Genomic DNA, 25,134 nt, shown 5'->3' with positions numbered 1-25,134 from the left:
AGATGAGAAGAGTGATTCTCACACCCTTGCTGGCCCTTGCCATGAACGGATGCGGTGGTGGAGAGGGCGGGAAAGACGATGCCATTCCCCCCACGACAACAGAGTATTTCGAGGCATCCACCCAGAGCACCCAGGGTGGGCAGTTGAGCCCGGCCAGCCTGCGCCTGAGCGCGGGTGAGCAGGGCAGTTTCACCGTAGCGCCCGACGCAGGCTATGTGTTGGCGCAGATTGCGGGTTGTGAGGGGACGCTGGACGGCCTCACCTATACCACGGGCCCCATGCGCGGGGATTGCCAGATCTCGGCGAGTTTCAGCCAGGAGACGGCCCCCGTCTATTTCGAGGCCAGCACCCAGAGCAGCCAGGGCGGGCTGCTGAGCCCGGCCAGCCTGCGCCTGAGCGCCGGTGAGCGGGGAAGTTTCACCGTAGCGCCCGACGCCGGCTTCGTGCTGGAACACATAGAGGGCTGTGAAGGCACCTTGCAGGGTCACGACTACATCACGGGCCCCATGGGCGCCGATTGCCAGGTGTCGGCCCGCTTCATCAAGCATGCCGCCCATGCCATTGCCCGCGAGGATCACGCCCTCGCCAGCGATGTGGAGCTGATCGCCCATGCCCGTGGCGCCATCGCCGACAGCGAGGCGCGTCGCACCGAGCTGGTTCGCACCCTCTATCAGGGTTTGGGTGCCATCAGCTGGAACCCGAGCCACGACTCCATCACCTTCTCCAGCTTTCAGCCCGAGAGTACCGTGACCCTGCTCCCCTCCAACATCAATGGCAAGGGGGAGAGCGAGATCCGCGGCCTGGTGATGGTCTCCGAGCAAAACGACTATCGCCGGGCTGCCATGGGGGCGAACCTGTTTGCTGTGGATCGCACGCCCCAGAGCGAGGCGCTGCTCAAGGGGCTGATCGGTTGGCTGACCCGAGGAAGGGATAATGATGACGATGGGCTTCGCATCCTGACTGCCCAGGTGCCGAGCCGCGCCGACAGCTGGTATTTCCCCCATAACGAGGGGATCCGGGACTGGCTCAAGGCCATGTATCCGGACGCGCACAGCATCAACCAGGCCGATGAATGCGATTATCAGGCCCTCGGCGCCTGCATCGACCGCATGACGCCGGATCTCATCGTGATAAGCGATCTCGATCGCCAGGGGCTCGGATATCAAGGCATAGCCCAGGCCATCACCAAGGCGAAGGCCGCCGGGATCCCGCTGCTGCTCTCCAACTACCGGCGAGAGGCGAGCCCATTGCTGGCGCCCCTCTATCTGGAGATGGGGCTGGTGACCTGGGGCAACTACTGGTCGAAGCTCAAGGCCAGCAATCTGGCGGCGAGCACCATCATGGCGCCCGATCCTCAGCTGATGGCGGTCGATAGGCTGCTGAGCAACCTCAAGGAGGGGCATTTCAGCACCCAGTGGCTGGACGCCTGCGGCGGCAACTTCCTCAATTGCGGTGGCGTTGATGAGTTCAATGTGCAGTTCAAGAACGGCGCCGACTGGCTCAGAAATGCCGCCATCACCCTGGACAAGGCGGGGAGCAGTCCCTTCGCCCGCGACGGTTTGGCGCTGTTGCCGGCCAGCCTGCTGCTGGCCGACAAATACCGCGCCGCCATCGATTACCCCATCGCCTGGGATGAGCATCAGGCCTGGCAGCGGGCGATGTTTGCCGACTGGCTGGTAAGCTATGCCCGTGTTCGCAACCCGGCCCAGCCCGATCTGGGGGAGTACGTCGTCGATCGCAGCCAGGTGTTCAAGGGAGATCAGGCCCATTATGCCTATCCCGCCGTCATCAGCGACAGCCGCCGCATCTCGGTGCCCTATTCCGGGCAGTGGACCTCGACGGGCTGGTATGCCCTGCCGGGGCAGCGTATCACGCTGAGTCGCACGGATACTGCGGATGTTTCCGCTACCGTTCGGCTCAATTACCACAGACCCAACACCAACAGGGCCTATGAGCAGAAGGTCTATCGGGCGCCGCTGGAGCTGGCCAGCGGGCGGCTTTCTCTGAACAAGGGCGGCAGCGTCAGCTTCACCTCGCCCTATGGGGGGCCTATTTACCTCTATCTGGAGGGGGGAGCCGGGGCGCTGCAAGTGGAGGTGAATGCCACCGGTGTGACTCGCCATCCGGCCATCCTGGACTTCAGTGATGAGCAGCAGATCCGGGACTTCAACGAGCGGCTGGAGCAGACCGAGCTGCCTCATGTCGATCTCAGGGCCGATGGCGCCGAGCAGCATCTGCGTCGGGATCGCTTCACCGGGGCCATCGGGGGCGCCATTGCCGACACCGATGCCCTGTTGGAGAGCATCTCCCGGGATCACATCAACAGTGTCTACACCCTGGCGGGCTTCAAGATCCAGGGCAAGCGCCTGGAGGAGTCGCTGCCCGCCGAGGTCAGGAATGCCTGTGTCGCGCTGCTGGGGGATCAGTGTCTCGATGAGTCGCTGCATACCCGCACCATCATCCAGCATGCCAACTACGACCAGAATGCCCATTGCGGGGTCGGCTGCAGCGGCAACCCCTGGGACTCTTCCGGCAGCATCAGCCCGACCGGTTGGTTGGACAATCACGAGCTGGGACACAACCTGCAAACCCAGCGCCTGAATGTGCACTATGCCGCCGCCAGCGATGCCGACAACTGGAGTGGCTACGGCAGCCGGGCGGGGGAGAACTCCAACAACATCTTCCCCTATGTGGTGAAGTGGCAGGCCCACTATCTGCGCGATGGCAACCAGGCGCCCATCAAAGATGGTCACATGAATCACAAGGATCTGTTCTACGCCTTCATGTCCGACGCAGCCGGGGTGAAGGACAAGAGCGGCAACCGGGTGGTGCTGGGGGCCAATTGCAAGGTGCTGGATGCGGGGGAGAGCCGCTACGAGGCGCCCTGGCAGAGCAATGCCTATGCGGTTCACAACGGCTATCGTATGGCGTTCTATATCCAGATGGCGCTGCGCGCCCACGGCATGACACTGGCGGACGGCACCCGTCTGAGCAACGGCTTCAATATCTTCACCCTGCTTTACCAGTATTCACGGATCTTCGGCGCCGTTGCAGACAACGAGAGCGACTGGCGTGCCAACAGGGACAGACTCGGCTTTGGCCTCTTCCCCTTCCAGGGACATGCCGTCTATGGCGGCAAGCGGGTGCGAGATATACCGGGCAACGACTTCATGCTGGTCGCCCTCGGCAGGCTCACCGGCCTGGACTGGCGCAGCCACTTCGATCTGCTGGGTCTGCGCTACTCGACGCTTGCAGCCGCTCAGGTGGAGGCGAACCAGCCCTCCGGCGTCCTGCCCATGGGGATGTACGTGCTGGAGGACGATCTCCCGCCCGTCACCATGAGCGAGGGGCTGACATTCCTGCCCCTCTCCGAGACGGATGGCAGCACCCTCTGGCCTCGCAACCATGGCTCACCGGCCAGCTGTCCCATTCCCTGATAAAGAAAAAACGCCCTCAGGGGCGTTTTTTTATTGGCCAGCGCAGGCTTGTCGGCCGCAGAAGGCGGGCGGTACTCGCGTTGAACCTGGTAGCCTGCATCAAGGGGTGACTCACTCCTTCAGCAGGCCGAGAAAGGCCTTCATGGCCGGGGTGACGCTGTGCTTGCGGGTGATGAAGGCGGTGGTGCCGGCCGTCACGTCGGTGAGGGGCTGGCAGGGCACCCTGAACAGTTGGTGGGCGGTGGCCGCGATGCCGGCGCTGACCACGGCGGTGCCCAGACCATGGCGCACCGCGTTGACCAGGTGGAACAGGGAGTCGGTCTCGAGCACGACCCTCAGGCTCAGTTGCTGGCGGGCGACGGCCTCGTCGAAGTGGTGGCGAAACTGCATGGTCTTGCTCGGCAGGATCAGGGGCAGGGGCTGTAGATCCGCCAGTCGCAGTGGCTCGCCAGTCTGCGGCCCCGTGCCCAGCACCGCCATGGCGTTGGGGTGAGAGAAGTGCAGCGCGAGGGAGCGGCGCTGGTGGTCGGTGAGCAGCTCGTCGAAGCCGAGGCCAATGTCTAGCTGGTGCAAGTCCAGCTGCGCGAGTAGGGCGGCGTGGGTCATCACCGACAGGCGCAGCATGACGTTGGGAAAGGCATCATTGAAGCGCTTGAACAGCGGCATGATGTCGACACTCGACTGCGGCACTATGCCGATGCGCAGGGCGCCGGACAGTTGGCCCCCGAACAGGCTCAGCTCCTGGCGCATCGAATCCTGCTCGAGCAGCATGCGCTCGGCATGGCGCAGCACCACTTCGCCCGCCTGGGTCAGCGACACGAACTGGCTGTTGCGCACCACCAGCTCGGTGCCGAGGGACTTCTCCAGCGCCGTGATGCTGGCGGAGAGGGTCGGCTGGGTGATGAAGCAGGCCTTGGCGGCCTTGGCGAAGTGACGGTGCTGCGCCAGCTCATAAAAATACTGCAACTGTTTGATATTCATAGAAGACAGGGGAAAGGCAGCCAACGGGGGCTGACAAACTTAATCAATCGACTCGCCGGTTGCAATAGAAGTCGTCTATCGACGAATAGATTTGTTTCATTGGTTTTGGTTACCCGAGTTATCTAAACTTGAGGCCCGAATACATTTTATAAGCGCCTCGCATGGTTCCTCTCAATTCGCGGTTGCCCAGGTTGGATGAGCTGGTGGAAGAAGTGGCCGTCTCCATCAACATCAACGGCATCAACCACGCCGTCATGATGACCACCCCCGACGATCTCGATGACTTCGCCATCGGTTTTCTGTTTGGTGAGGGCATCATTCAAGGCAACCACGACGTGCACGACATCCAGATCACCCCCTCGGAATACGGCTTCGTGCTTGATGTTACCATCGCCAATCGCTGCCTCGCCGTGCTGAACCAGCGCAAGCGCCGCCTCACCGGCGCCACCGGCTGCGGCATCTGCGGGGTCGAGGCCATCGAGCACGCCTTGCCTGCCTTGACGCCTCTGTCTCCCCAGCGACCTCCCAAGGCCGACAGCCTGCTCAACCTGCGCGAGCGGATCGCCCCCTGGCAGCGCAAGGCGCGCCTGAGCGGGGCGCTCCATGCGGCGCTGGCGCTGGATGAAAGCGGCGAGATCCTGGCCTGCCGGGAAGACATCGGCCGTCACAATGCGTTGGATAAACTCATCGGCATGCAACTGCGTCAACCCAGGCGCTGCACCACCCTGGCCATCACCAGCCGCTGTGGCAGCGAACTCATTCACAAGGCGGTGCAATTTGGTGCGGCGCACCTCATCAGCCTCGCATCCCCCAGCCAGCTCGCGGTGCGACTGGCCCAAAAATACCACCTGAACCTCATCCATGTGCCCAGGTTTGATGCCCCGGTTTACTATTCCCATGCCGGCACCTCAGACCAGATCGGAGAACGCAATGTCCAGCCATATTGAGAAACCGGCCAAGGCCGGCGGATTTTCCTCCCTGCAGTCCACCTTCAAGCAGGTGCTGCGCAGCCAGAAGACCCGCCAGAACATCAAGAACCTGCTGCGGGTCAACCAGAGCGACGGCTTCGACTGCCCGGGCTGCGCCTGGGGTGACAACAAGCAGGGGGCCTTCCAGTTCTGCGAGAATGGCGCCAAGGCGGTGGCCTGGGAGTCGACCGGCAAGACGGTGGGGGCGGACTTTTTCGCCGAACACTCGGTGCGCCGCCTCTCTAGCCAGAGCGATTACTGGCTCGAATATCAGGGCCGGCTGACCGAGCCGATGCGCTACAACCCGGCAAACGATCACTACGAGCCGGTAAGCTGGGATCAGGCCTTCGGGATCATCGCGGACAAGCTCAGGAGTCTCGCCAGCCCGGACGAGGTGGAGTTCTATACCTCGGGGCGCGCCAGCAACGAGGCCTCCTACCTCTATCAGCTGTTCGGCCGCCTCTATGGCACCAACAACTTCCCCGACTGCTCCAACATGTGCCACGAGGCGAGCGGTGTCGGCCTTATCCAGTCCGTCGGCGTGGGCAAGGGCACAGTGGTGCTGGAGGACTTTGACGAGGCCAAGGCGATCTTCGTGTTCGGCCAGAACCCGGGCACCAACCACCCGCGCATGATGAACGCCCTGCGCAAGGCGGCGCGCCAGGGTTGCCAGATAGTCACCTTCAACAACTTGAAAGAGGTGGCCCTCGAGCGCTTCGCCAGCCCCCAGAGCCCGGCTGAGCTGTTGACCCCGGCCGCCACCCGCATCAGCCATCAGTACCTCACCCCCAAGCTGGGCGGCGACATGGCGGCGGTGCGCGGCATGGCCAAGTACCTGCTGGAAGAGGAGGAGGAGCGCATCGATCTCGCCTTCGTCGCCCGGCACACGACCCGGTTTGATCAGTATGTGGCCGAGGTGAAGGCAACCGATTGGTCGCAGATCGAGGCCCAGTCAGGGTTGAGTCGTGACGAGATCACCCAGGCGGCGCAGATCTTCGTGCGCAGCAGCAGCGTGATCAGCTGCTGGGCCATGGGGATCACCCAGCACAAGCACTCGGTCGATACCATCCGCGAAATCGTCAACCTGCACCTGATGTGCGGCCAGCTCGGCAAGCCGGGGGCGGGGCTGTGCCCGGTGCGTGGCCACAGCAATGTGCAGGGCAACCGCACCATGGGGATCAACGAGAAACCCAATGCCGCCTTCATCGACCGGCTGGAGCGCCGCTTCCCGGTGGGGCTCAAGCGCACGCCGGGTCACAACGTCTATGAGGCGCTCAAGGCGTTGCACGCCAGCAGGAGCAAGATGATCGTCTGCCTCGGCGGCAACCTGGCCGCCGCCGCGCCGGACACCGACTTCACCTACGAGGCGCTGCGCAACAGCGAGCTCAACGTGCAGATCAGCACCAAGCTCAACCGCAGCCATCTGATGGTGTCAAAGGATGCGCTGATCCTGCCCTGCCTCGGCCGCACCGAGCTCGATGTGCAGCGCGCCGGCATCCAGAAGATCACGGTGGAAGATACCTTCAGCATGGTGCATGCCTCCACCGGCATGAACGAGCCAGTTTCTCCGCTCTGCCTGTCCGAGATAGACATAGTGGCGCGCATGGCCGAGGCCACGTTGGGCAGCGAGCGGGTCGACTGGCTGGCCCTGCGGGACGATTACGCCAAGTTGCGGGATCTCATCGCCGAAACCATCGCGGGCTTTGAGGACTTCAATCGCCGCATCGAGGAGCCCTGCGGCTTCCACCTGGAAAACGGGGCGGCCAAGCTGCGCTTCAACACCCAGAGCGGGCGCGCCGAGTTCAGGGCCAGCCGATTGCCGGATTCCATACTGCCGGAGTGCACCAGCCACGCCGAGCAGATGGTGGGCGAGCCTGTGCTGCTGCTGCAGAGCCTGCGCTCCCACGATCAGTACAACACCACCATCTACGGCATGGACGATCGCTATCGCGGCATCAAGGGACGGCGCAACGTGGTGTTTATGAACGAGGAGGACGCCAAGAGGCTGGGCTTCGCCGAGGAGCAGCAGGTGGACATGGCAGCCATCTGCAACGACGGCCGCGAGCGAATGGTCAGCGGCTTTAGCGTGATCTTCTACGAGATCCCGCGGGGCAACATCGCGGCCTATTACCCGGAGACCAACCCCCTGGTCGCCATCGACAGCGTAGGGGAGGGATCCTTCACCCCGACCTCCAAGTCGGTGCCCGTGCTGGTGACAGCGACCCGGGCGCCGGTGACCAGCCTCGCCGTCAATCTGTAAGCTTTCAGTCCCTCCAGACCCCTGCCCAGGCAGGGGTTTTTCTATGGATAATCCTCATCTGAGCCAATCTGTCAGCGAAGCTGTAGGCGGGCTGTATGGCTAACCAGCTTTAGGTAGAAGGGGGCTGAGTATGCCGATATCCTTGGCGCCCTTTTCCGGCCGCAGGCGACAGATGCCCTCGGCCGATAACCTGAAATGGACCGCGCCTGCCGAGCCGGGCGCCCCGGCGCCGCCGGTTCGCCGACGCGATCCCGTGTGGACCGCCAAGATGCTCAACTCAACCTTACCCCTCCTGACCGGCCTGGCACTGACGCTGGCCGCCTTCCCCCTGTACGCAGCTATCCCTACTGGTGGCGAGGAGACGACAGAGGCCAGCCAGGATGGCAAGGAGAGCAATCCGACGGAGAAGAAGGCCGCGCGTTCACCCTGGCTGTTTGTGCCCCTGCTCAGCTCCAGCCCCAAGCTGGACACGGCGGCAGGCATGATGGTGGGCTATCTGCACCAGTTCGATGAGAAGTCGCGCCCGTCGCTGTTCACCGTCTCGGCCAAGTACACCACCTCGGAATCCCTGATCGCCAGCGTGTTTGCCAAGACCTCCTTCGGGGCGGATCACCACCGCATCGTCGGTGGCGTGATCTCGGGTGACATCAACAACGACTACGAGAATTACCTGGGCTCCGGCCACGCCCTCGAGACCAACGACAACTTCAACTCGGCCTTCTTCCGCTATCTCTATCGGGTGGAAGGGGACTGGTTCGTCGGCGGCATGGCGGCCTACTCCAACTACGAGATAAAGGGCCAGGATGCCCAGTCTGAGCTTATCCTCGACGAACTGGGGCTGGCGGGCTTCACCTCCGGCGGCCTGGGGCTGGTGGTGCAACATGACTCCCGCGACAGCGACTTCAGCGCGACCAAGGGCTGGTACCTGAACGTCAACAACCTGGCCTATCGGGAAGAGCTGGGCGGGGAGCAGGACTTCGACATCTATCGGGTGGATTATCGCGGCTACTGGAGCCACGGCGACGGGCATGTGCTGGCCTGGCGAAACCGCAACCAGTTCTCCAACGACGCGCCGAGCGGCTCCTATTCCCCCATCTATCTGCGTGGCTACACCCCGGGGGAATACCTGGCCCAGCACATGTCGGCGGTGGAAGTGGAGGAGCGCTACAAGCTGGCCGAACGCTGGACCCTGACCGCCTTCGCCGGGGTGGCTTGCCTCTACGGTGACGCGGTGAACGGGGAGTCTCTCGATTGCGGCGACAGCGACAACGTCTACCCGGCCTGGGGGGCGGGCGTGCAGTACCTGCTCAAGCCCGAGGAGGGCATAGTGGCCAACCTCGAGTACGCCATGGGCAAGGACAACAACTCCGGCATCTACCTGAAGATGGGTTACAGCTTCTGATATAACGCGGCCCCTGATGGGGCCGCATTTCAATCCGCCTCTGTCACCACCACGCGATTTCGACCCTGGCGCTTGGCCTCATAGAGCGACTCATCCGCCTGCTTGAGCACGGTCGCAAGCGCGCTCTGCTCATGGCCGGGCCAGTGGGCGACCCCGAGGGAGATGGTGATCCGTCCCGCCGTCGCCATCTCATGGCTCGCCACCTTCAGACGCAACCGCTCGGCGATGAGCGCGGCCTGCGCCAGGGTGACATTGGGCAGCAGCAGCAGGAACTCTTCGCCGCCGCTGCGACACAGGGCGCCATCCGGCCTTACGTCCTGTTGCATCAGCTGCGCCAGGGCGACGATCACCTCATCCCCGACATCGTGGCCGAAGTTGTCGTTGATCTGCTTGAAGTGATCGATGTCGAGGGCGATGACGCTAAGGGGCTTGGGTTGCAGCAGGTACTCATCGAGAGACTGTTGCATCGCTCGCCGGTTGAGCAGGCCCGTCATGGGGTCGGTGTGGCTGTCGTTGTGCAGCTTGTCGATCTTGGTGTTGAGCAGGCCCAGCCCCTTGAGGATGGCCTGTTTCAACTGGGCGGCCTCGAAGTACCAGGCGCGGATGCCGGAGATGTTGGAGATGGCGCCCTGCTGATCCATCAGGCTGGCCCGCTTGGCGAGCTGGCGCAGGGGCCGGGAGATGAAGGTGGCCGAGAGCCAGATGATGAAGAGGATGAAGAGGGTGGTGGGCACCATCTGCATCAGCACGCCGGACATCTGCTTGTCGAGCCCCGCCAGGGTCGCGCTGCGGGGACGCTGGGCCACTATGCCCCAGCCTGCGCTGGCGACCGGCGCGAAGCCCGCCAGCATCTCGACGCCCCGCGAGTTGAGCACGTCGAGTGCCCCGTTGTCCCCCGCCAGCACCTCATCGACCGCGGCATTGCCCTCGATCCTGTGGCCGATCCGCTTGGGATCCGGGTGGTAGATCAGGGTCTTGGCCCGATCGACCACGTAAAGATAGGAACCGTCCTGGTAGTAGTGCTGGCCGAGCAAGCTGGAGAGCACGCTGGTGGACTGCAGATAGATGGTGCCGGCCACGTAGCCGAGGTAGCGCTGGTCGGCCGCGAACACCGGGTAGGAGAGGCTGATGAGGTAGTTGCCGGAGAGGGAGACGAAAGGATCGGTGATCAGCGGCTTCTTGCTCGCGATGGCGTCGAGGACGCTCTGGGAACTGAGCTTGGCGCCCTTGACCTGCAGCGTCTCGGGGGAGACGGCGACTATGGTGGCGTCGTCGTTGACGATGACCACGGAGTTGAAGGTGCTGGTCTGCAGGCGCAGGCGGTTGACCTCCTGCTCCATCCCCCGATCATCTTTGGCAGACAGCAGCGGCGCCAGCAAGGTGGCGCTGTAGGCGAGCTGGCCCTGGGCCGAGGCGATCATGCTGTCGGTGGAGGCCGCCAGCTTGGCGGCATAAACCCGGTTGGACTCCAGGGTGTTGGCGATCAGCAACTGTCTCTGAGCCTGATAGACGGCGTAGAAACTGTTGCCGAAGGTGGCGAGGACGCCGAGGACGGCCAGGGCCAGGATGAGGCGATGCAGATCGAACTTCGGCAGCCAGCGAGGTTGCATGAGGCGAACATTCCTTGTAGGTCGGCGTCAGTTGATACCTTGACGCCAGAGGCAGTGGATAATTCTACTGGGGTTAAGGGTTCAAAAGCTACCGCAAATCGGGTCAAGTGCCGGCCAAATCGGTTCGCAAACCTTCCTGCTACGGCAGCCTTTGGCTGGTGGAAACAGTGGCTGCACCAGCGCCATGGACCCCGTCATAAGGCCCCATCAGGCGCGGGATCCTTCAATTCATCCACCGTCTGCCAGAAGGCCTGGGTGAGGGGGTTGTCATCGCCGGGTGGACGGATGAGGCCTATGGTCCAGCTCGCCTCGGGCTCGGTGAGGGGCAGGGAGATCACATCCGGGTGCTCTATGGTGGTGGAGGAGGGCACCAGGGTCCAGGCGATGTCCGCGGCGGCGGTGGCGATGCCGGCGGCGAAGTCGTTCACATACTGGATGTCACGAAACCGCAGCCCGCTCTGGGCCAGGTAGTGGACGAACTGATCGTGAAAGGAGGGGGCCTTGTCCCGGCGCAGTATGGCCAGCGGCCTGTCCACCAGATCCCCAAGCCCCTTCACCCCGGCGTAGCTGGCGGGCAGCACGGCGATGAAATGGGCGCGCACCACCGGCAGGCAGTGCCAGCCCTTGGGGGCGGGCAGGCGGCAAAACCCCAGATCCAGCCTGCCCTCGGCGAGCGCCAGCAACTGGTGATGGGTGGAGAGATCGTTGAGCTCGATGCGCACTCCCGGGCGCGCGGCCCGCAGACGGGCGATGGCCGCGGGCACCAGCAGCTTGGTGGCGACCCCGAAGCCGATGCGCAGGGTGCCGCCGTTGCCCGCCAGCACGTCCCGGGCACTGCGCCCGAGCTGCTCGCTCTGGGCCACCAGGGCGCTGGCGTCGGCATAGAGTGCGCGCCCGAGCAGGGTGAGCCGGGTGCTGCTGGCGTTGCGCTCAAACAGCTCGCCGCCCCATTCCGCCTCCAGCCGCCTTATCTGCTTGCTCAAAGCGGACTGGGTGATGTGCTGGCGCGCCGCCGCCTGACCGAAGTGCAGCACCTCCCCCAGGGTCACGAAGGCCTTCAGATCTCTTAGCTCCATCCCGTCTCCTTCTCACTTCATGCGTGCCCATCATTCCCGATAGGAATTTTGAATGGCCAAAATTGTCATTGGACGGAATTTTAGAACTGTTCGATGCTTATGCCAATTCATTCGGGGCGCCCATGTGATCGGCACCCGTTCATTCGAGGTGGCCAGCGCCATCGCAAGCAGAAGGAGACAAGCCAGATGCATCATCCCAAGATCAAAGACTTCCCCAGCGATTTTCTGTGGGGCGCCGCCTCCGCCGCCTATCAGGTGGAAGGGGCCTGGCAGGACGATGGCAAGGGCCCCTCGGTGTGGGACGTCTTCACCAAGCTGCCGGGCAAGACCTTCCAGGGCAGCAACGGTGACGTGGCGGTGGATCACTATCACCGGGTGGAGGAAGACGTGGCGCTGATGGCCGAGATGGGGCTCAAGGCCTATCGCTTCTCGGTGAGCTGGCCGCGCATCTTCCCCACCGGTCGCGGTGAGGTGAACGAGGCGGGTCTGGCCTTCTACGAGCGGCTCATCGACAGCCTGCTGGCCCACGGCATCGAGCCGGTGCTGACCCTCTACCACTGGGACCTGCCCCAGGCGCTGCAAGAGGAGTTCGGCGGCTGGGAAGACAGGCGCATCATCGACGACTTCGAGCACTACTGCGTGACCCTGTATCAGCGCTTCGCCGGCAAGGTAAAATACTGGGTATCGCTCAATGAGCAAAACTATAACCTGACCAACGCCTATCAGTTGGGGACTCATCCGCCCGCAGTGCAGGACCGCAAGCGTTTCTTCGCCGCCAACCACATCGCGTTTCTGGCCAACGCCCGGGTCATCAAGGCGTTCCGCCAGCACGTGCCGGGGGGGCTCATCGGTCCGAGCTTCGCCTATTCCCCCGCTTATCCGGCATCCTGCGCCCCGAGCGACATGCTGGCCTATGAGAATGCCGAGGAGTTCACCAACCTCTGGTGGCTGGATGCCTACTGCTTCGGTCGCTACCCCCAGGCGGCGCTCGCCTATCTGAGGGGAACCGGTGAGGCCCCCGAGATCCTGCCGGGGGATCTGGAACTCTTGCGGGAGGGGACGCCGGATTACATCGGGGTCAACTACTACTACACCCTGACCTTCACCGACAACCCGATCGGCGGTCAGACCATGCAGCGTATCAATACCACGGGCCAGAAGGGCACCACGCCGTCCAGCGGCGTGCCGGGTCTCTACAAGACCACCCCGAACCCGCACCTCGAGACCAGCAACTGGGACTGGGCCATCGATCCCACCGGGATGCGCATCGCCCTGCGTCGCCTCTCGTCCCGCTACGGCCTGCCGCTGATGATCACCGAAAACGGCCTCGGCGAGTTTGACAAGCTGACCGCGGACGGCCGGGTGCACGACGACTACCGCATCGCCTATCTGCAGAGCCACCTGAAGGCCTGCCAGGAGGCGCTGCAGGACGGGGTCGAGCTGCTCGGCTACTGCGCCTGGTCCTTCACCGACATCCTGAGCTGGCTCAACGGTTACCAGAAGCGCTACGGCTTCGTCTATGTGGAGCGGGACGAGCAGGGCGGATCGCTGCGCCGCATCAAGAAGGAGAGCTTCCACTGGTACAAGAGCGTCATCGCCTCCGGCGGCAAGACGCTATAAGGCTCGCGTGAGCGGGGAGGTGTTCCCCTTGCCACCATGTCAAAAGGCCCCCTCGGGGGCCTTTTGTTGTTTGTGTTGCTGCTGGAACTGGGGGATTGCGGCGAAAGAGGCCTAGATAAACATGCCGCCGGAGGCCTCGATGCGCTGGGCGTTGATCCAGCGGCTGTCCGGGGAGAGCAGGGCGGCGATGACGCCGCCGATGTCGTCGGGCTGGCCGACTCGGCCAAGGGCCGTCTGGCTCGCCACGAAATCGTTGAGGGCCGGATTGTCACGCACGGCGCCGCCGCCAAAGTCGGTCTCGATGGCGCCGGGGGCCAGCACGTTGACCGCGATGCCGCGCGGGCCCAGCTCTTTGGCCAGATAGTGGCTCAGCACCTCGATACCCCCCTTCATGGCGGCGTAGGCGGCGTAACCCGGCAGGGCGAAGCGGGTGAGGCCGGTGGAGAGGTTGAGGATGCGCCCGCCATCGGCGATGAGCGGCAACAGCTTCTGGGTCAGGAAGAAGGTCCCCTTGAGGTGGATGTTGAGCAGGGTATCGAACTGCTGCTCCGTGGTCTGCTCGAAGCTGGCGTGGATGCCGATGCCGGCGTTGTTGACCAGGAAGTTGAACTGGGTGCGTTGCCACTCCCGGACGAGCAGTTGGCGTACTTCCTCTGCGAAGGCCGGGAAGCCGGCGCTCTCGCCCACCTCCAGCGCCAGGGCGTGGGCCTGTACCCCGAGGGCACGCGCCTCGGCCACCACGGCGGCGGCCTCGTCGGCCTGGCTGCGGTAGGTGATGATGAGATCGACCCCCTTGGCGGCGAGGGCCAGGGCCGCGTGTTTGCCGAGGCCGCGGCTGGCACCGGTGATGAGGGCGATGGATCTGGTCATGGTGTGACTCCTGTCTGGGGATGAAGGGGGTGTGTTGAACTTACCTCTTCACTCTATTGGTGCTTTCATGCGGGATAAAGATGGTGATAATGAATGCACTGTTCCGTTTGAAAGGATAATAGCCCATGGATCAACTGGATGAGATGCGGCTCTTCATGCGGGTCGCTGAACTCGAGAGCTTCAGCCGCAGCGCCGAGCAGCTCGGGATCCCCAAGGCGACCCTCTCCGCCGCCATCCGCCGGCTGGAGGAGCGAATGGGCACCCGCCTGCTGCAGCGCACCACGAGGCGGGTGCAGCTGACCACGGACGGTCAGCTCTGTTACGCCCGCTGCCGGGATCTGCTGGCGGACATGGAGGAGTTCGGCGGCCTGTTTCGCCAGGAGGGGCAGATCTCGGGGCAACTGCGGGTGGACATGCCGAGCCGGATGGCGCGCCACTTGGTGATCCCGGCGCTGCCCGCCCTGCTGGCGGCCCATCCGGAGTTGCAGCTGATGCTGAGCAGCACGGACAGGCGGGTCGATCTGGTGCGCGAGGGTTTCGATTGCGTGGTGCGGGTCGGGGCGCTGGAGTCCTCCAGCCTGGTGGCGCGTCCCCTCGGCCAGTATCGCCAGATCAACTGCGCGAGCGCCGGCTACCTGGCCGCTCACGGGGTGCCCCAAAGCCTGGCGGATCTGAGCCGTCACCGGTTGGTGCACTACGGCTCCGGGCTGGGGCGCAGCGAGCCCGGTTTCGAGTATCTGGCCGAGGATGGCAGCCGCGCCCTGTTGCCCATGGCGGGGGCGCTCACGGTCAACGACAGCGAATCCTACCTCGCGGCGGCGCGGGCGGGGCTTGGCATCATCCAGATGCCGCGGGTCGGGGTGGAGCCGCTGCTGGACAGCGGCGAGCTGGTGACCATCTTGCCCCGCTGGCAGGCGCCGCCGCTGCCCATTCACGCCCTCTATGCCCATCGTCGCCAGTTGGCCCCCAGGGTGCAGCTGTTCATCCGCTGGCTGGCAGAGTTGCTCGAGACGGCCCTGGCCGCCGAGTCAGACGCGGCTGCGCCTTGAGCGGTACTGGCTGGGGGACTGGGCGAAGGCCCCCTTGAAGAAGCGGGTGAAGCTGCTCTGGCTGGCGAAACCGAGCCGACCGCCCACCTCCTGCAACTGCAGGCTGGAGTCCTGCAACAGCCGGCAGGCCTCTTCCCGTCTCACCAGCTCCAGCAGGGCCGAGAAGTGGCAACCCTCCTCGCGCAGGTGGCGATTGAGGGTCCAGCGGGTCAGCCCGAGGGCGTCGCAGATCCCGGCCAGCAGGGCGCGCGGATCGGCGCTCCCCTGCCACAGCTGCTGCCGGATCAGCCCCATCACCTTGTCCCGATAGTGGAGGCGGGGACGCAGCAGGCTCATCTGACTGTCGAGCTCCCCCAGCAGCAGGGGCTGCAAGGGGCCGTTGTACCCCTCGTAGGCCTGATCGAGCAGGGCGGCGGGGAAGCGCAGCTGATAGCCATCGCCGAGTTGCAGCCGCCCTTCGAGCCAGGCGGCCAGCTCGCGCCACAGCCTGGGGCGCACCGGGGTGGGTAGCACCAGCTGGCCCTGGCCCGGGTGATAAAACTGGAGCAGGGCATAGAGGTGGCAGAGGTTGGCCAGGCTGCTGAGGGCAACCACGTCCGGGTGATCGGACTCCGAGTAATAGCTGAGCCGGGCCCAGCCATCCTCCTCCTGCAGAGTGATCCGGTCGCACTCGCCGATGAGCGGGCGAAAGGAGAGGAAATAGTGCAGCGCCTGGCGCCAGCTGGCGGCGTTGCAGCACAGGCTCGCCAGCGGCAGAAAGTCCGCAAACAGGCCGGTGAGGGAGGGGGGCGACCAGCTGTGGCTCATGTCCGCATGGGGGGCGACCTGGGCCAGCAGCCGAAAGTGGCGCTGGGCATCGATCCGTCCCTGGGGCAGTTGCAGCTCCTCCCGGGCGATGCCGGCACTGAGCAGCAGCTGGCTTGGGTCCCGTCCCTGCTGCTGCCAGTGGGTGATGCAGTGCAGGGCTATCCGGTTTGAGACAGTTTTCACGGCGAAATCCTTGTCGACGGTGGTCCACCATCATCTGCCAGTCGGTAGAAATTGCCGTGAGCCAGGCACGGATAATTGTTTCATTTATGTAACCAAGGGTAACCCTGCAAGCCTTTTCACAGTTTTGAACACTGCTCCCAACCGGCAATTTCCTGCACCCGGCGGACAAGTTGGGGCGGTCGATTTTGCATAGAGTGGCCTGACCTACACACAAGGAAGACCACAATAATGAAATACCATCGTCTCGCCATGACCATAGGCGCCCTGCTGCTGGCGGGTTGCAATGACAACGACTCCGCCTCCAAACCGACCCAGCCCAGCCTGGGTCACCGCACCGTCAGCCTGCTCGAGCAGGACGGCTTGCAGTTCAAGGATCTGGACGGCGGCGGCACCCTGACCCCCTATGAAGACTGGCGCCTCGGCGCCGCCGAGCGGGCGCAGGATCTGGTGGGCAGACTCTCCCTTGCCCAGAAGGCCGGCCTGATGATGCACGGCACCCTGGTGCTGGACGGGGATGGGCGGGTCAACCTCGACGCCATGGCGAAGATGCTGCAACAAGACGGGGTCAACACCTACATCACCCGCATGGCCGGCGATCCGGCGGCCATCGCCGAGGACAACAACCGGCTGCAGGCGCTGCTGGAAGGGGTGGGGCTCGGCATTCCCATGACCGTCAGCACGGATCCCCGCAACCACTTCACCCATGATCCCAACGCCACCAGCATAGGCGCCGGCGCCTTCTCCCAATGGCCCGAGACTCTGGGGCTGGCCGCCATCGGCGACGCCGCCCTGGTGCAGCGCTTCGGCGACATCGCCCGCCAGGAGTACCGCGCCGTCGGCATCCACGAGGCGCTCTCCCCCCAGGCGGATCTCGCGACCGAGCCGCGCTGGGGCCGCATCAACGGCACCTTCGGCGAGAACAACCAGCTCGCCAAGTCCCTGGTCAAGGCCTACATCGAGGGCTTCCAGCAGGGGGACAAGGGCATCGGCAAGGAGAGCGTCGTCACCGTCGTCAAGCACTTCGCCGGGGCCGGTCCCCAGAAGGACGGGCTGGATGCCCACAACCCCTGGGGCAAGGAGCAGGTCTATCCGGGGGGTCAGTTCGCCTACCATCTGGTACCGTTCGAGGGCGCCTTCGAGGCCAAGGTGGGGGCCGTCATGCCTTACTACGCCCTGCCGGAGGGGCTGACCTACGAGGGTCAGGCCATCGAGGAGGTGGGCTTTGGTTTCAACCGCCAGATCATCACCGATCTGCTGCGAGGCCACTTCAAGTTCGACGGCGTGGTGCTGAGCGACTGGGGCATCATCAATGACTGCGATACCCGCTGCGAGGAGGGGCTGAGCCAAGCGCAGCTGGATGCCGGCGTCAGCCCCTGGACTGTGCCCTTTGGCATGTCATGGGGAGTGGAGAAGCTGACCAAGGCCGAACGTTACGCCAAGTCCATCGCCGCCGGGGTGGATCAGTTTGGCGGGGTGGAGGATCCGGCGCCCCTGCTGGCGGCGGTGCAGAGCGGCCTGGTGACGGAAGCGGCCATTACCTCGTCGGCCGAGCGGATCCTCGAGCAGAAATTCGAGCTGGGGCTGTTTGAGAACCCCTATGTGGACGCTCAGGCGGCAGTTGCCCTGGTGGGCAAGGCCGAGTTCCAGCAGGAGGCTCAGGCTGCCCAGGCGGCGTCCCACGTCCTGCTCAAGAATGAGGGCGCATTGCTGCCCCTCAAGGCCGAGGGCAAGCGGGTCTACCTCTATAACGTCAATGCCGAGGTGGCAACGGCCAACGGTTATACCGTGGTGACAAACCTGGCAGAGGCGGATCTCGCCATCGCGCGGGCCAACGCGCCGGGCGAGCAGGATCCCCGCTTCCCGTTTGGCAGCATCCACTTCGGTCAGCTCGGCTTTGCCAGCAGCGATCAGCTGGTGCAGGAGACGGCCCACGAGGGGGTCTATCATGGCGGCGACGACTTGGCGGCCATCCAGGCCATAGAGCAGGCAGGGGTGCCCCTGGTGCTGTCGGTCTATCTGGACAGACCGGCCATTCTGACCGAGGTGGCCCCGGCCGCCAAGGTGCTGCTTGCCAACTTCGGGGCCCTGGATCAGGCGCTGTTCGATGTCATCAGCGGCAAGGCCAAGGCCCGTGGCAAGCTGCCCTTCGAGCTGCCCTCCAACTGGCAGGCGGTGCTGAACCAGGCCTCGGACGTGGCGAGCGACTCGGTCAACCCCCTCTATGCCTATGGCGCAGGTCTGGCGTATTGAGTCTCCCAAGATCACGAGATGATGAACAAGGCGCCTGCGGGCGCCTTTTCTATGGGGGTCATCGAGGATACCGGTTTGGCGCTAGGGGCAGGCTTGGGCATAATGGCGACCCACAGAGGAGATCCTATGAAATTTATCGGTGCCCACGTCAGTGCGGCCGGCGGGGTGGAGAACTGCATCGCCCGCGCCCAGGCTATCGGGGCCAACGCCTTCGCCCTGTTCACCAAGAACCAGCGCCAGTGGCAGGCGGCGCCCCTGTCGGACGCCAGCATCCGCGCCTTCAAGCAGGCCTGCGACAAGGCAGGCTTTCGCCCCGAGCAGATCCTGCCCCACGACAGCTACCTCATCAACCTGGGTCATCCCGATCCCGATGCCCTGGCCAAGTCCCGGGATGCGTTTCTGGACGAGATCAAGCGCTGCGAGCAGCTCGGCCTCTGTTACCTGAACTTCCACCCCGGCAGCCACCTCAAGCAGATCCCGGAAGCTGCCAGCCTCAAGCTCGTGAGCGAGTCCATCAACTGGGCGCTGGAGCGCAGTGAAGGGGTGAGCGCCATCATCGAGAACACCGCCGGCCAGGGCACCAACCTCGGCTGGTCGTTCGAGCACCTGGCGACCCTCATTGAGGGGGTGGAAGACAAGAGCCGGGTCGGCGTCTGTTTCGACACCTGTCATGCGTTTGCCGCCGGCTACGATCTGCGCACTCCCGAGAGCTGCGCCGCCGTCTTTGCCGAGTTCGATCGCATCGTGGGTTTCGAGTACCTCAAGGGGATGCATATCAACGGCGCCAAGTGTACCTTCGGTAGCCGGGTCGATCGCCACCACAGCCTGCGCGAGGGCAACCTCGGTGAGGCGGTGTTCCACCACATCATGAACGACGCGCGCTTCGACGGCATTCCGCTGATCCTCGAGACCATAGACGAGTCCATCTGGGGCGACGAGATCAACTGGCTGCGCAGCCTGGCCAAGGGCTAGGGAAGACGCTGTTGCTTGGCAATGCAAGGGAGAAAAAGATGCAACCACAGGAGATGCCGGTAACCCTGCGCTGGGGGATCGCCGGGGCGGGGGCCATAGCCCGTCGTTTCTGCCACGACGTGAACCAGCACGGCCGTGCCGGACGGGTACTGGCGATCGCCGCCCGTGATCAGGGGCGGGCGCAGGACTTTGCCGATGAGCAAGGCCTGCCGCTGGCCTTTGGCAGCTATCAGGCGCTGGCGGCGAGCCCCGAGGTGGACGCCGTCTACGTGGCGGTGATCCACCCCGAGCATGCCGAGCTGATCAAACTGATGTTGCTGGCAGGCAAGCACGTGCTGGTGGAGAAACCGGCGGTGACCAAGCTTAAGGACTGGGATGCCCTGACAGCGCTCGCCCGCGAGCGCGGTCTCTTGCTGCAGGAAGCCATGAAGGTGATGTGCTTCCCCGCCATGCGCGAATTGCTGCAACGCTTGCCCGCGCTACCCGCCTTGCACTCCCTGCGCGCCGCCTTCGGCTCGGCGCCGCCCCGGGAGGGCAAGCTGTTCGATCCGGCTCTGGATGGGGGCGCCGCCTGGGATGTGGGGGTCTATCCGCTCTGGCTCTATGCCGCTTTCTGTGAGCGGTTGGGATTGGCCGCCGGGGAGCCCGAGGTCAGTTTGCTGCGGGCCCCCGGCGAGGTGGATCTGGTGGCGCACTTTGCCTTTGGCGGGCCGCTTTGCGCCGAGCTCGGCGCCTCCATCATCGAGGACCTCGACAAGGCCGCCTACCTGAGCGGCGGTGAGGGGAACGAGCGCTGGGAGCTGGTCATCGAGGGCAAGTGGTGGAATCCGCAAGCGGTGCGCTGGCTCGCGGGCGAGCCCCTTGCCGCCTGGCCAGGCGACATAGTGCTGCCGGTGGAGGGGGGCGGCATGCAGCACGAGGCGGATCACTTCGCCCGCTGCGTTGCCGAGGGGCTGCTGGACTCCCCCTGGGTGCCCCAGGCCCTGACGCGCCGGGTACTGGGCTGGGTCGAGGCTGGGCTGGCATCGGCTCACGATAGAGAGATGTGATCACCTCGGTAGGCATCAGCTTGATCAACAGAGGGCGCCACGGTGCCCTCTGTGTTATCCGGCATCTGGCCAGGGCGGGCGATGCGCTCAGGCGTCAGGCAGGCTCTGTTTGCGGCAGAAGGCCAGGAAATGGCGCAGAGCGGCGGAGTGGTACTTCTGCTTGTGCCAGACGAGGGAGAGCTGACGGGGGAAGCGGCGGTTGAGGGTGAGGGCGACCAGTCGACCGCTCGCGAGCCTATCCGAGACCGCGAGACGGGAGACGAAGGAGAGGCCCAGACCGTGCTCCACAGCCAGCATCGCCGCCTCCAGGGTATTGAACTCGAGCCCTGCCCGCCAGCGCGTCAATTTGGGCTGGAGCTGCTGCTCGAACTGCTCGCGGCTGCCGGATTGGGGCTCGCGCAGCACCCAGGTCTCACCGGCCAGCTGGCTCAGGGGCAGCTCGAGCCGATCGGCCAGAGGGTGATGGGGCGGCGCTATGATCAGCATCTCGTCCTCGAGCCAGGGCTCGCTCAGCAGATCCGGGTGGTGGTTCTCCCCCTCGATCAGCGCCAGATCCAGCTCGAAGTGGGCGAGGGCGTGGCACAGCAGGTGGGTGTTGGCGATGGTCACTCTGGGCGGCAGCCCCAGCTCATGAGCGCTGTCGGCCAGCAGGCTGGGCAACAGATAGTTGCCTATGGTCTGGCTGGCGCCGAGCCGCAGCTGGCCGCTTGGCTCGGCATCCGGGCTGAACAGCTGCTCTATCTCCTGCATCCGGGTCAGCAGCTCCTCGGCGGCCGGTTGCAGCAGGCGCCCCTCGTTGTTGAGTTGCAACCTGGGGTGCACCCTGTCGAACAGCGGGGTGGCGAGCTGGCGCTCCAGCTCCTGCAACGACTGGGAGACGGCGCCCTTGCTCAGGAAGAGTTCGTTGGCCGCGCCGCCCAGGTTGCCGTGGCGGGCTATGGTGGCGAAGACCTTGAGTTGCTGCAGTGTCAGCTTCATGTGTTTAGTTTTCCTTAACGCTTAATTCAATTCATTTAGATATCGTAAACGATAGTCTCCCCTTATCCTATGCCCATCGTCATCAAGAAGAGGGTATCAAGCATGATCGCACGCACCCGCCGCTCCCTGGCCTCAGCCCCGACCCCCATGGCCGGGCTGGCTCTCGGGATCGCCAGCCTCGGCTGGTGTTGGGAAAACGCCGGTCAGTTCGATGGTCGTCTGCAACTGCTGGGCGCCGCCATCGCCGCCGCGCTGCTCCTGATCCTCACCTGCAAGTTCCTGTTGCACCCGCGCCTGCTGTGGCAGGATCTCGCTCACCCCGTGGTCGGCAGTGTGGTGCCCACTTATGCCATGGCCACCATGGTGGTCTCCAAGGCCGTCGGCATGCTGGTGCCGGCGCTCGGTCAGGGACTCTGGCTGTTCGCCGTGGTACTGCACTTGGTGTTCCTCGCCACCTTCATCTGGCACAGGGCGAAAGAGTTTGAGCTCCACCACATGGTGCCGAGCTGGTTCGTGCCGCCGGTCGGGATCATCGTGGCCGACGTGGCCTACCCGGGTGGCCCCTTCGCCGGGCTGGCCGAGGGCCTGCTCTGGTTTGGCATGATCTGCTACGGCCTGATGCTGCCGCTGATGCTCTATCGCCTCATCTTCAGCCACGAGGTACCGGACGCGGCCAAGCCGACCATCGCCATCCTGGCGGCGCCCGCCAGCCTGTCTCTCGCCGGGTACCTGACGGTGAGCGAGGAGCCCTCCTTGCTGCTGGTGGCCACCCTGCTCGGGATCGCCATCCTGATGACAGGCATCATCTACCTGGCCTTCATCAAGCTGCTGCGTCTGCCGTTCTCCCCGGGCTTTGCCGCCTTCACCTTCCCGCTGGTGATCGGCGCCACCGCCCTGTTCAAGGTCGGCCATCTGCTGGCGCAGTGGCCAGAGGCGGCTCACTACGCACAGCAGATCAATCTGCTGGCTCACCTCGAGCTCGGTGCGGCCACCCTGATCGTCGGCTATGTGGCGCTGCGTTACCTGATGTTCTTCCTGCCGCTGAGCCAGCGGGACGTGCTGAGTCAGCCGCTGCATCGTTAACCCGGTCACAAGCCATGAACAAGACACCCCGCCTGGCGGGGTGTCTTGCATGAAAGCCCCGTCAAATCGGGACCTGGCGGGAAAATACTCCCTCATGACAAGCGCTGACCGACGGTGCCCCTGTCAAGGTGAGAGTCGGCTCAAATACTCGCTCATTAAGGCGATATTAAGGTGGTTTTCACTGGTATTACCTGTCAGGATGGCCGCAATTGCCCACTGCCACCGTTCAATCGTATTCATGTCCTCTCAAGATCCCGTGTTTGACTCCTCTTTTCAGCCCCGTTTGTTGCACCCGCGCTACTGGTTGAGCTGGTTCGCCCTCGGCGCCCTCGGTGTGCTCGCCTTCGTGCCGCCGCGCTGGCGTGACAAGCTGGCCGACCTGCTGGCGCCCCTGGTGCTGAAGATCTCCAAGAAGCAGGTCTATATCGCCCGCACCAACCTCGCCATCTGTTTCAAGGAGCAGAGCGAGGCGGAGCGCGACGCCATCCTGATGACCTCCATCCGGGTCGGCCTCAAGAGCCTGCTCGGCTTTGGCGAGTTCACCTGGCGCAGCCCCGACTACCTGATGAAGCGCATTGCGGTCAGCGGCTGGGAACACATCGAAGCCGAGCAGGCCGCCGGTCGGCCGGTGATCCTGGTGGTGCCCCACAGTTGGCCCATCGATGCGGCCGGTTACTACTTCTCTCAGCAGGGGGTGCCCATGTGCACCATGATGAAGAGCGCCCGCAACCCGGTGTTCGACTGGCACATCAACCGCGAGCGGGCCAAGAACGGCTGCCGCGTCTATGAGCGCAGTGCCGGCATCAAGCCGGTGATCAAGGCGGTCAAGTCCGGGCTGAGTTTCTTCTACCTGCCGGATCAGGATCACGGCCGCGAGGCGAGCATCTTCGCCCCCTTCTTCAATCATCCCAAGGCGACCCTGCCGGCCTTGCCCCGGCTGGTGAAGCTGACTCGTGCCAAGGCAGTGCCCGTGCTGGCCTGCTATGACGAGGCGGCCCACTGCTACCGGCTGGAGATAGAGGCCCCCTTCGCCGACTACCCGAGCGAGGATCTGCTGGCGGACACCTGCCGCATGAACGATTGCGTGCAGCAGCAGCTGACGCGCCACCCTGGCCAGTACATGTGGTTCCTCAAGATCTTCGATACCCGCGAGGATCAGGAGGGGGAAGACGGCCTCTACGAAGAGGGGATCCGCCGCATCCGCAAGGGGCTCTCGCCCCATCCCTGAACCCCTGCTTAACCCCGAGTTGCAAATGGCCCCAAGTGGGCCATTCTTTATTTCTAACTAGTCTGATCAGTGACTTGGCGCGGCCTCTCGGGGGCCTCAGGGTAGAAAAAAATGTCAGGATCACTAAAATAACGGTTTGTTTTGACGATTCGATGGCGACCATGTCCGCACAAGATCCGGTGTTCGACACCTCATTTCATCCCGGTATGCTCAACCCACGCTGGTGGGGTAGCTGGCTGGCCCTCGCACTGCTCTCCCTGCTGGCCTGGATCCCGGTCAGGTATCGCGACCGACTGGCCGATGCCATGGCGCCGCTGCTGCTGCGCTTCTCCAAAAAGCAGGCCTACATCGCCGAGACCAACCTCAAGATCTGTTTCCCCGCCCTGGATGCGGCTGGGCGCGAGGCCTTGCTGCTCAAGTCCATCCGCACCGGCCTCAAGACCTTCATGGGCTTTGGCGAGCTGACCTGGCGCAGCAAGGCGTTTCTCAAGGGGCGAATCAAGGTGCGCGGTTGGGAACATATCGCCGCCGAGCTGGCGGCCGGGCGCCCGATGATCTTCGTGGTGCCCCACACCTGGGCGGTGGACACCATTGGCCGCTACCTGACCGATGAGGGGGTGCCCCTGTGCACCATGATGAAGAGCCCCAAGGATCCGGTGTTCGACTGGTATATCAACCGGGAACGCAGCAAGGGTGGTCGGGTCTATGAGCGCAGCGTGGGCATCAAGCCGGCCATCAAGGCCCTGCGCGGCGGCGACAGCTTCTTCTACCTGCCGGATCAGGATCATGGCCGGGAGGCGAGCATCTTCGTGCCCTTCTTCGGCCACCCCAAGGCGACCCTGCCGGCCCTGCCCAAGCTGGTGAAGCTGACCGGCGCGAGAGCGGTGCCCATCCTGGCCTGCTATGACGAGGATGAACACTGCTACCGGCTGGAGGTGGAGCCGCCGTTCGATCCCTATCCCACGGCGGATCTGGTGGCGGACGTCAACGCCATGAACCGCATGGTGGAGCGCCAGCTCGGCCGCTTCCCGGAGCAGTACATGTGGTTCCTCAAGATCTTCGAGACCCAGGAAGATCAGCAAGGGGAGGACGGCCTCTATGAGGAAGGGATAAGGCGCATCCGTCAGGGGCTGCCACCCGAACCATGAACCGGCGGCCCGTCTGGCCCTGATGGCGACGGGCATAAGAAAGCCTCGTTTGTTCCCTGTTTTTGCGCCGTCCTGCCGAGTTGGGCCGGGGCTTGCAGGGGATACTGGTGTGACAGGGCGCAAAGAGAGTAAAACAGGCCGGTGGAGGACGCTTTTGTCCTAC

At 64.2% G+C, this 25,134-nt stretch carries 18 protein-coding genes; 12 read left to right on the top strand and 6 right to left on the bottom strand.

Annotated elements, in window-relative coordinates:
* The first annotated feature begins 2 nt into the window (after positions 1 to 2).
* The gene (locus BN1124_RS01850; protein ID WP_042638531.1) at positions 3 to 3,437 is read left to right on the top strand and encodes an ImpA family metalloprotease; all 3,435 of its coding nucleotides are present in this window, start codon (positions 3 to 5) and stop codon (positions 3,435 to 3,437) included.
* 111 nt (positions 3,438 to 3,548) lie between these two features.
* Here the strand turns inward: BN1124_RS01850 and BN1124_RS01845 are convergent, their stop codons facing one another.
* A complete protein-coding gene (locus tag BN1124_RS01845) occupies positions 3,549 to 4,418 on the bottom strand; it encodes a LysR family transcriptional regulator (RefSeq protein ID WP_042638529.1) in 870 nt (289 codons plus the stop codon).
* Between the two features lie 161 nt (positions 4,419 to 4,579).
* Between BN1124_RS01845 and fdhD the strand changes: the two genes are divergently transcribed.
* The 3 genes from fdhD to BN1124_RS01830 all read left to right on the top strand — a co-directional run bounded on the left by fdhD (position 4,580) and on the right by BN1124_RS01830 (position 9,048).
* Positions 4,580 to 5,365, top strand: coding sequence for a formate dehydrogenase accessory sulfurtransferase FdhD (gene fdhD / locus BN1124_RS01840; RefSeq protein ID WP_042638527.1), 786 nt, complete (start codon positions 4,580 to 4,582; stop codon positions 5,363 to 5,365).
* Positions 5,349 to 7,646 (top strand): FdhF/YdeP family oxidoreductase, encoded by a 2,298-nt coding sequence (locus tag BN1124_RS01835; protein WP_042638525.1) that lies wholly within the window; start codon positions 5,349 to 5,351, stop codon positions 7,644 to 7,646. Before fdhD ends, BN1124_RS01835 begins: the two co-directional genes overlap by 17 nt.
* A gap of 172 nt (positions 7,647 to 7,818) precedes the next feature.
* Complete coding sequence (locus BN1124_RS01830; protein ID WP_231553581.1) at positions 7,819 to 9,048, top strand: BamA/TamA family outer membrane protein; 1,230 nt, start codon at positions 7,819 to 7,821, stop codon at positions 9,046 to 9,048.
* Positions 9,049 to 9,077: 29 nt separating this feature from the next.
* Here the strand turns inward: BN1124_RS01830 and BN1124_RS01825 are convergent, their stop codons facing one another.
* Together BN1124_RS01825 and BN1124_RS01820 are read right to left on the bottom strand one after the other, a co-directional pair.
* Complete coding sequence (locus tag BN1124_RS01825) at positions 9,078 to 10,658, bottom strand: sensor domain-containing diguanylate cyclase (RefSeq protein WP_042638523.1); 1,581 nt, start codon at positions 10,656 to 10,658, stop codon at positions 9,078 to 9,080.
* 194 nt (positions 10,659 to 10,852) lie between these two features.
* Complete coding sequence (locus BN1124_RS01820) at positions 10,853 to 11,734, bottom strand: LysR family transcriptional regulator (protein ID WP_042638521.1); 882 nt, start codon at positions 11,732 to 11,734, stop codon at positions 10,853 to 10,855.
* A 186-nt stretch (positions 11,735 to 11,920) separates the two neighbouring features.
* On the opposite strand from BN1124_RS01820, the gene BN1124_RS01815 reads away from it, so the two are divergent.
* On the top strand, positions 11,921 to 13,354 hold the full coding sequence (locus BN1124_RS01815) for a glycoside hydrolase family 1 protein (protein ID WP_042638519.1): 1,434 nt from the start codon (positions 11,921 to 11,923) through the stop codon (positions 13,352 to 13,354).
* A 111-nt stretch (positions 13,355 to 13,465) separates the two neighbouring features.
* Here BN1124_RS01815 and BN1124_RS01810 read toward each other — a convergent pair whose 3' ends face one another.
* Complete coding sequence (locus BN1124_RS01810) at positions 13,466 to 14,224, bottom strand: SDR family NAD(P)-dependent oxidoreductase (RefSeq protein ID WP_042638517.1); 759 nt, start codon at positions 14,222 to 14,224, stop codon at positions 13,466 to 13,468.
* A gap of 125 nt (positions 14,225 to 14,349) precedes the next feature.
* Here BN1124_RS01810 and BN1124_RS01805 point away from each other — a divergent pair, with 125 nt between their 5' ends.
* A complete protein-coding gene (locus BN1124_RS01805) occupies positions 14,350 to 15,273 on the top strand; it encodes a LysR family transcriptional regulator (RefSeq protein ID WP_042638515.1) in 924 nt (307 codons plus the stop codon).
* On the opposite strand, the gene BN1124_RS01800 is transcribed toward BN1124_RS01805, so the two are convergent.
* The gene (locus BN1124_RS01800) at positions 15,253 to 16,263 is read right to left on the bottom strand and encodes a helix-turn-helix transcriptional regulator (RefSeq protein WP_042638514.1); all 1,011 of its coding nucleotides are present in this window, start codon (positions 16,261 to 16,263) and stop codon (positions 15,253 to 15,255) included. The genes BN1124_RS01805 and BN1124_RS01800 overlap by 21 nt on opposite strands.
* 228 nt (positions 16,264 to 16,491) lie before the next feature.
* Here BN1124_RS01800 and BN1124_RS01795 point away from each other — a divergent pair, with 228 nt between their 5' ends.
* The 3 genes from BN1124_RS01795 to BN1124_RS01785 all read left to right on the top strand — a co-directional run bounded on the left by BN1124_RS01795 (position 16,492) and on the right by BN1124_RS01785 (position 20,534).
* Positions 16,492 to 18,513 (top strand): glycoside hydrolase family 3 protein, encoded by a 2,022-nt coding sequence (locus BN1124_RS01795; protein WP_042638511.1) that lies wholly within the window; start codon positions 16,492 to 16,494, stop codon positions 18,511 to 18,513.
* Positions 18,514 to 18,639: 126 nt separating this feature from the next.
* Complete coding sequence (nfo, locus tag BN1124_RS01790) at positions 18,640 to 19,485, top strand: deoxyribonuclease IV (RefSeq protein ID WP_042638509.1); 846 nt, start codon at positions 18,640 to 18,642, stop codon at positions 19,483 to 19,485.
* Positions 19,486 to 19,523: 38 nt separating this feature from the next.
* The gene (locus tag BN1124_RS01785) at positions 19,524 to 20,534 is read left to right on the top strand and encodes a Gfo/Idh/MocA family protein (RefSeq protein WP_042638507.1); all 1,011 of its coding nucleotides are present in this window, start codon (positions 19,524 to 19,526) and stop codon (positions 20,532 to 20,534) included.
* Between the two features lie 87 nt (positions 20,535 to 20,621).
* On the opposite strand, the gene BN1124_RS01780 is transcribed toward BN1124_RS01785, so the two are convergent.
* Positions 20,622 to 21,512, bottom strand: a complete 891-nt coding sequence (locus BN1124_RS01780) for a LysR substrate-binding domain-containing protein (protein WP_042638505.1) — start codon at positions 21,510 to 21,512, stop codon at positions 20,622 to 20,624.
* 102 nt (positions 21,513 to 21,614) lie between these two features.
* On the opposite strand from BN1124_RS01780, the gene BN1124_RS01775 reads away from it, so the two are divergent.
* The 3 genes from BN1124_RS01775 (at position 21,615) to BN1124_RS01765 (ending at position 24,971) form a co-directional block, all read left to right on the top strand.
* Positions 21,615 to 22,595 (top strand): TDT family transporter, encoded by a 981-nt coding sequence (locus BN1124_RS01775; protein WP_042638503.1) that lies wholly within the window; start codon positions 21,615 to 21,617, stop codon positions 22,593 to 22,595.
* 238 nt (positions 22,596 to 22,833) lie between these two features.
* On the top strand, positions 22,834 to 23,823 hold the full coding sequence (lpxM, locus tag BN1124_RS01770; RefSeq protein WP_033131956.1) for a lauroyl-Kdo(2)-lipid IV(A) myristoyltransferase: 990 nt from the start codon (positions 22,834 to 22,836) through the stop codon (positions 23,821 to 23,823).
* 152 nt (positions 23,824 to 23,975) lie between these two features.
* The gene (locus BN1124_RS01765) at positions 23,976 to 24,971 is read left to right on the top strand and encodes an LpxL/LpxP family acyltransferase (protein ID WP_042638501.1); all 996 of its coding nucleotides are present in this window, start codon (positions 23,976 to 23,978) and stop codon (positions 24,969 to 24,971) included.
* Positions 24,972 to 25,134: the final 163 nt, after the last annotated feature.

The sequence above is a fragment of the Aeromonas eucrenophila genome, assembly GCF_000819865.1.
GTDB classification, from domain to species: domain Bacteria; phylum Pseudomonadota; class Gammaproteobacteria; order Enterobacterales; family Aeromonadaceae; genus Aeromonas; species Aeromonas eucrenophila.
Note: the sequence above shows the minus strand (reverse complement) of the source record. Positions and strands in the feature narration are given on the sequence as shown.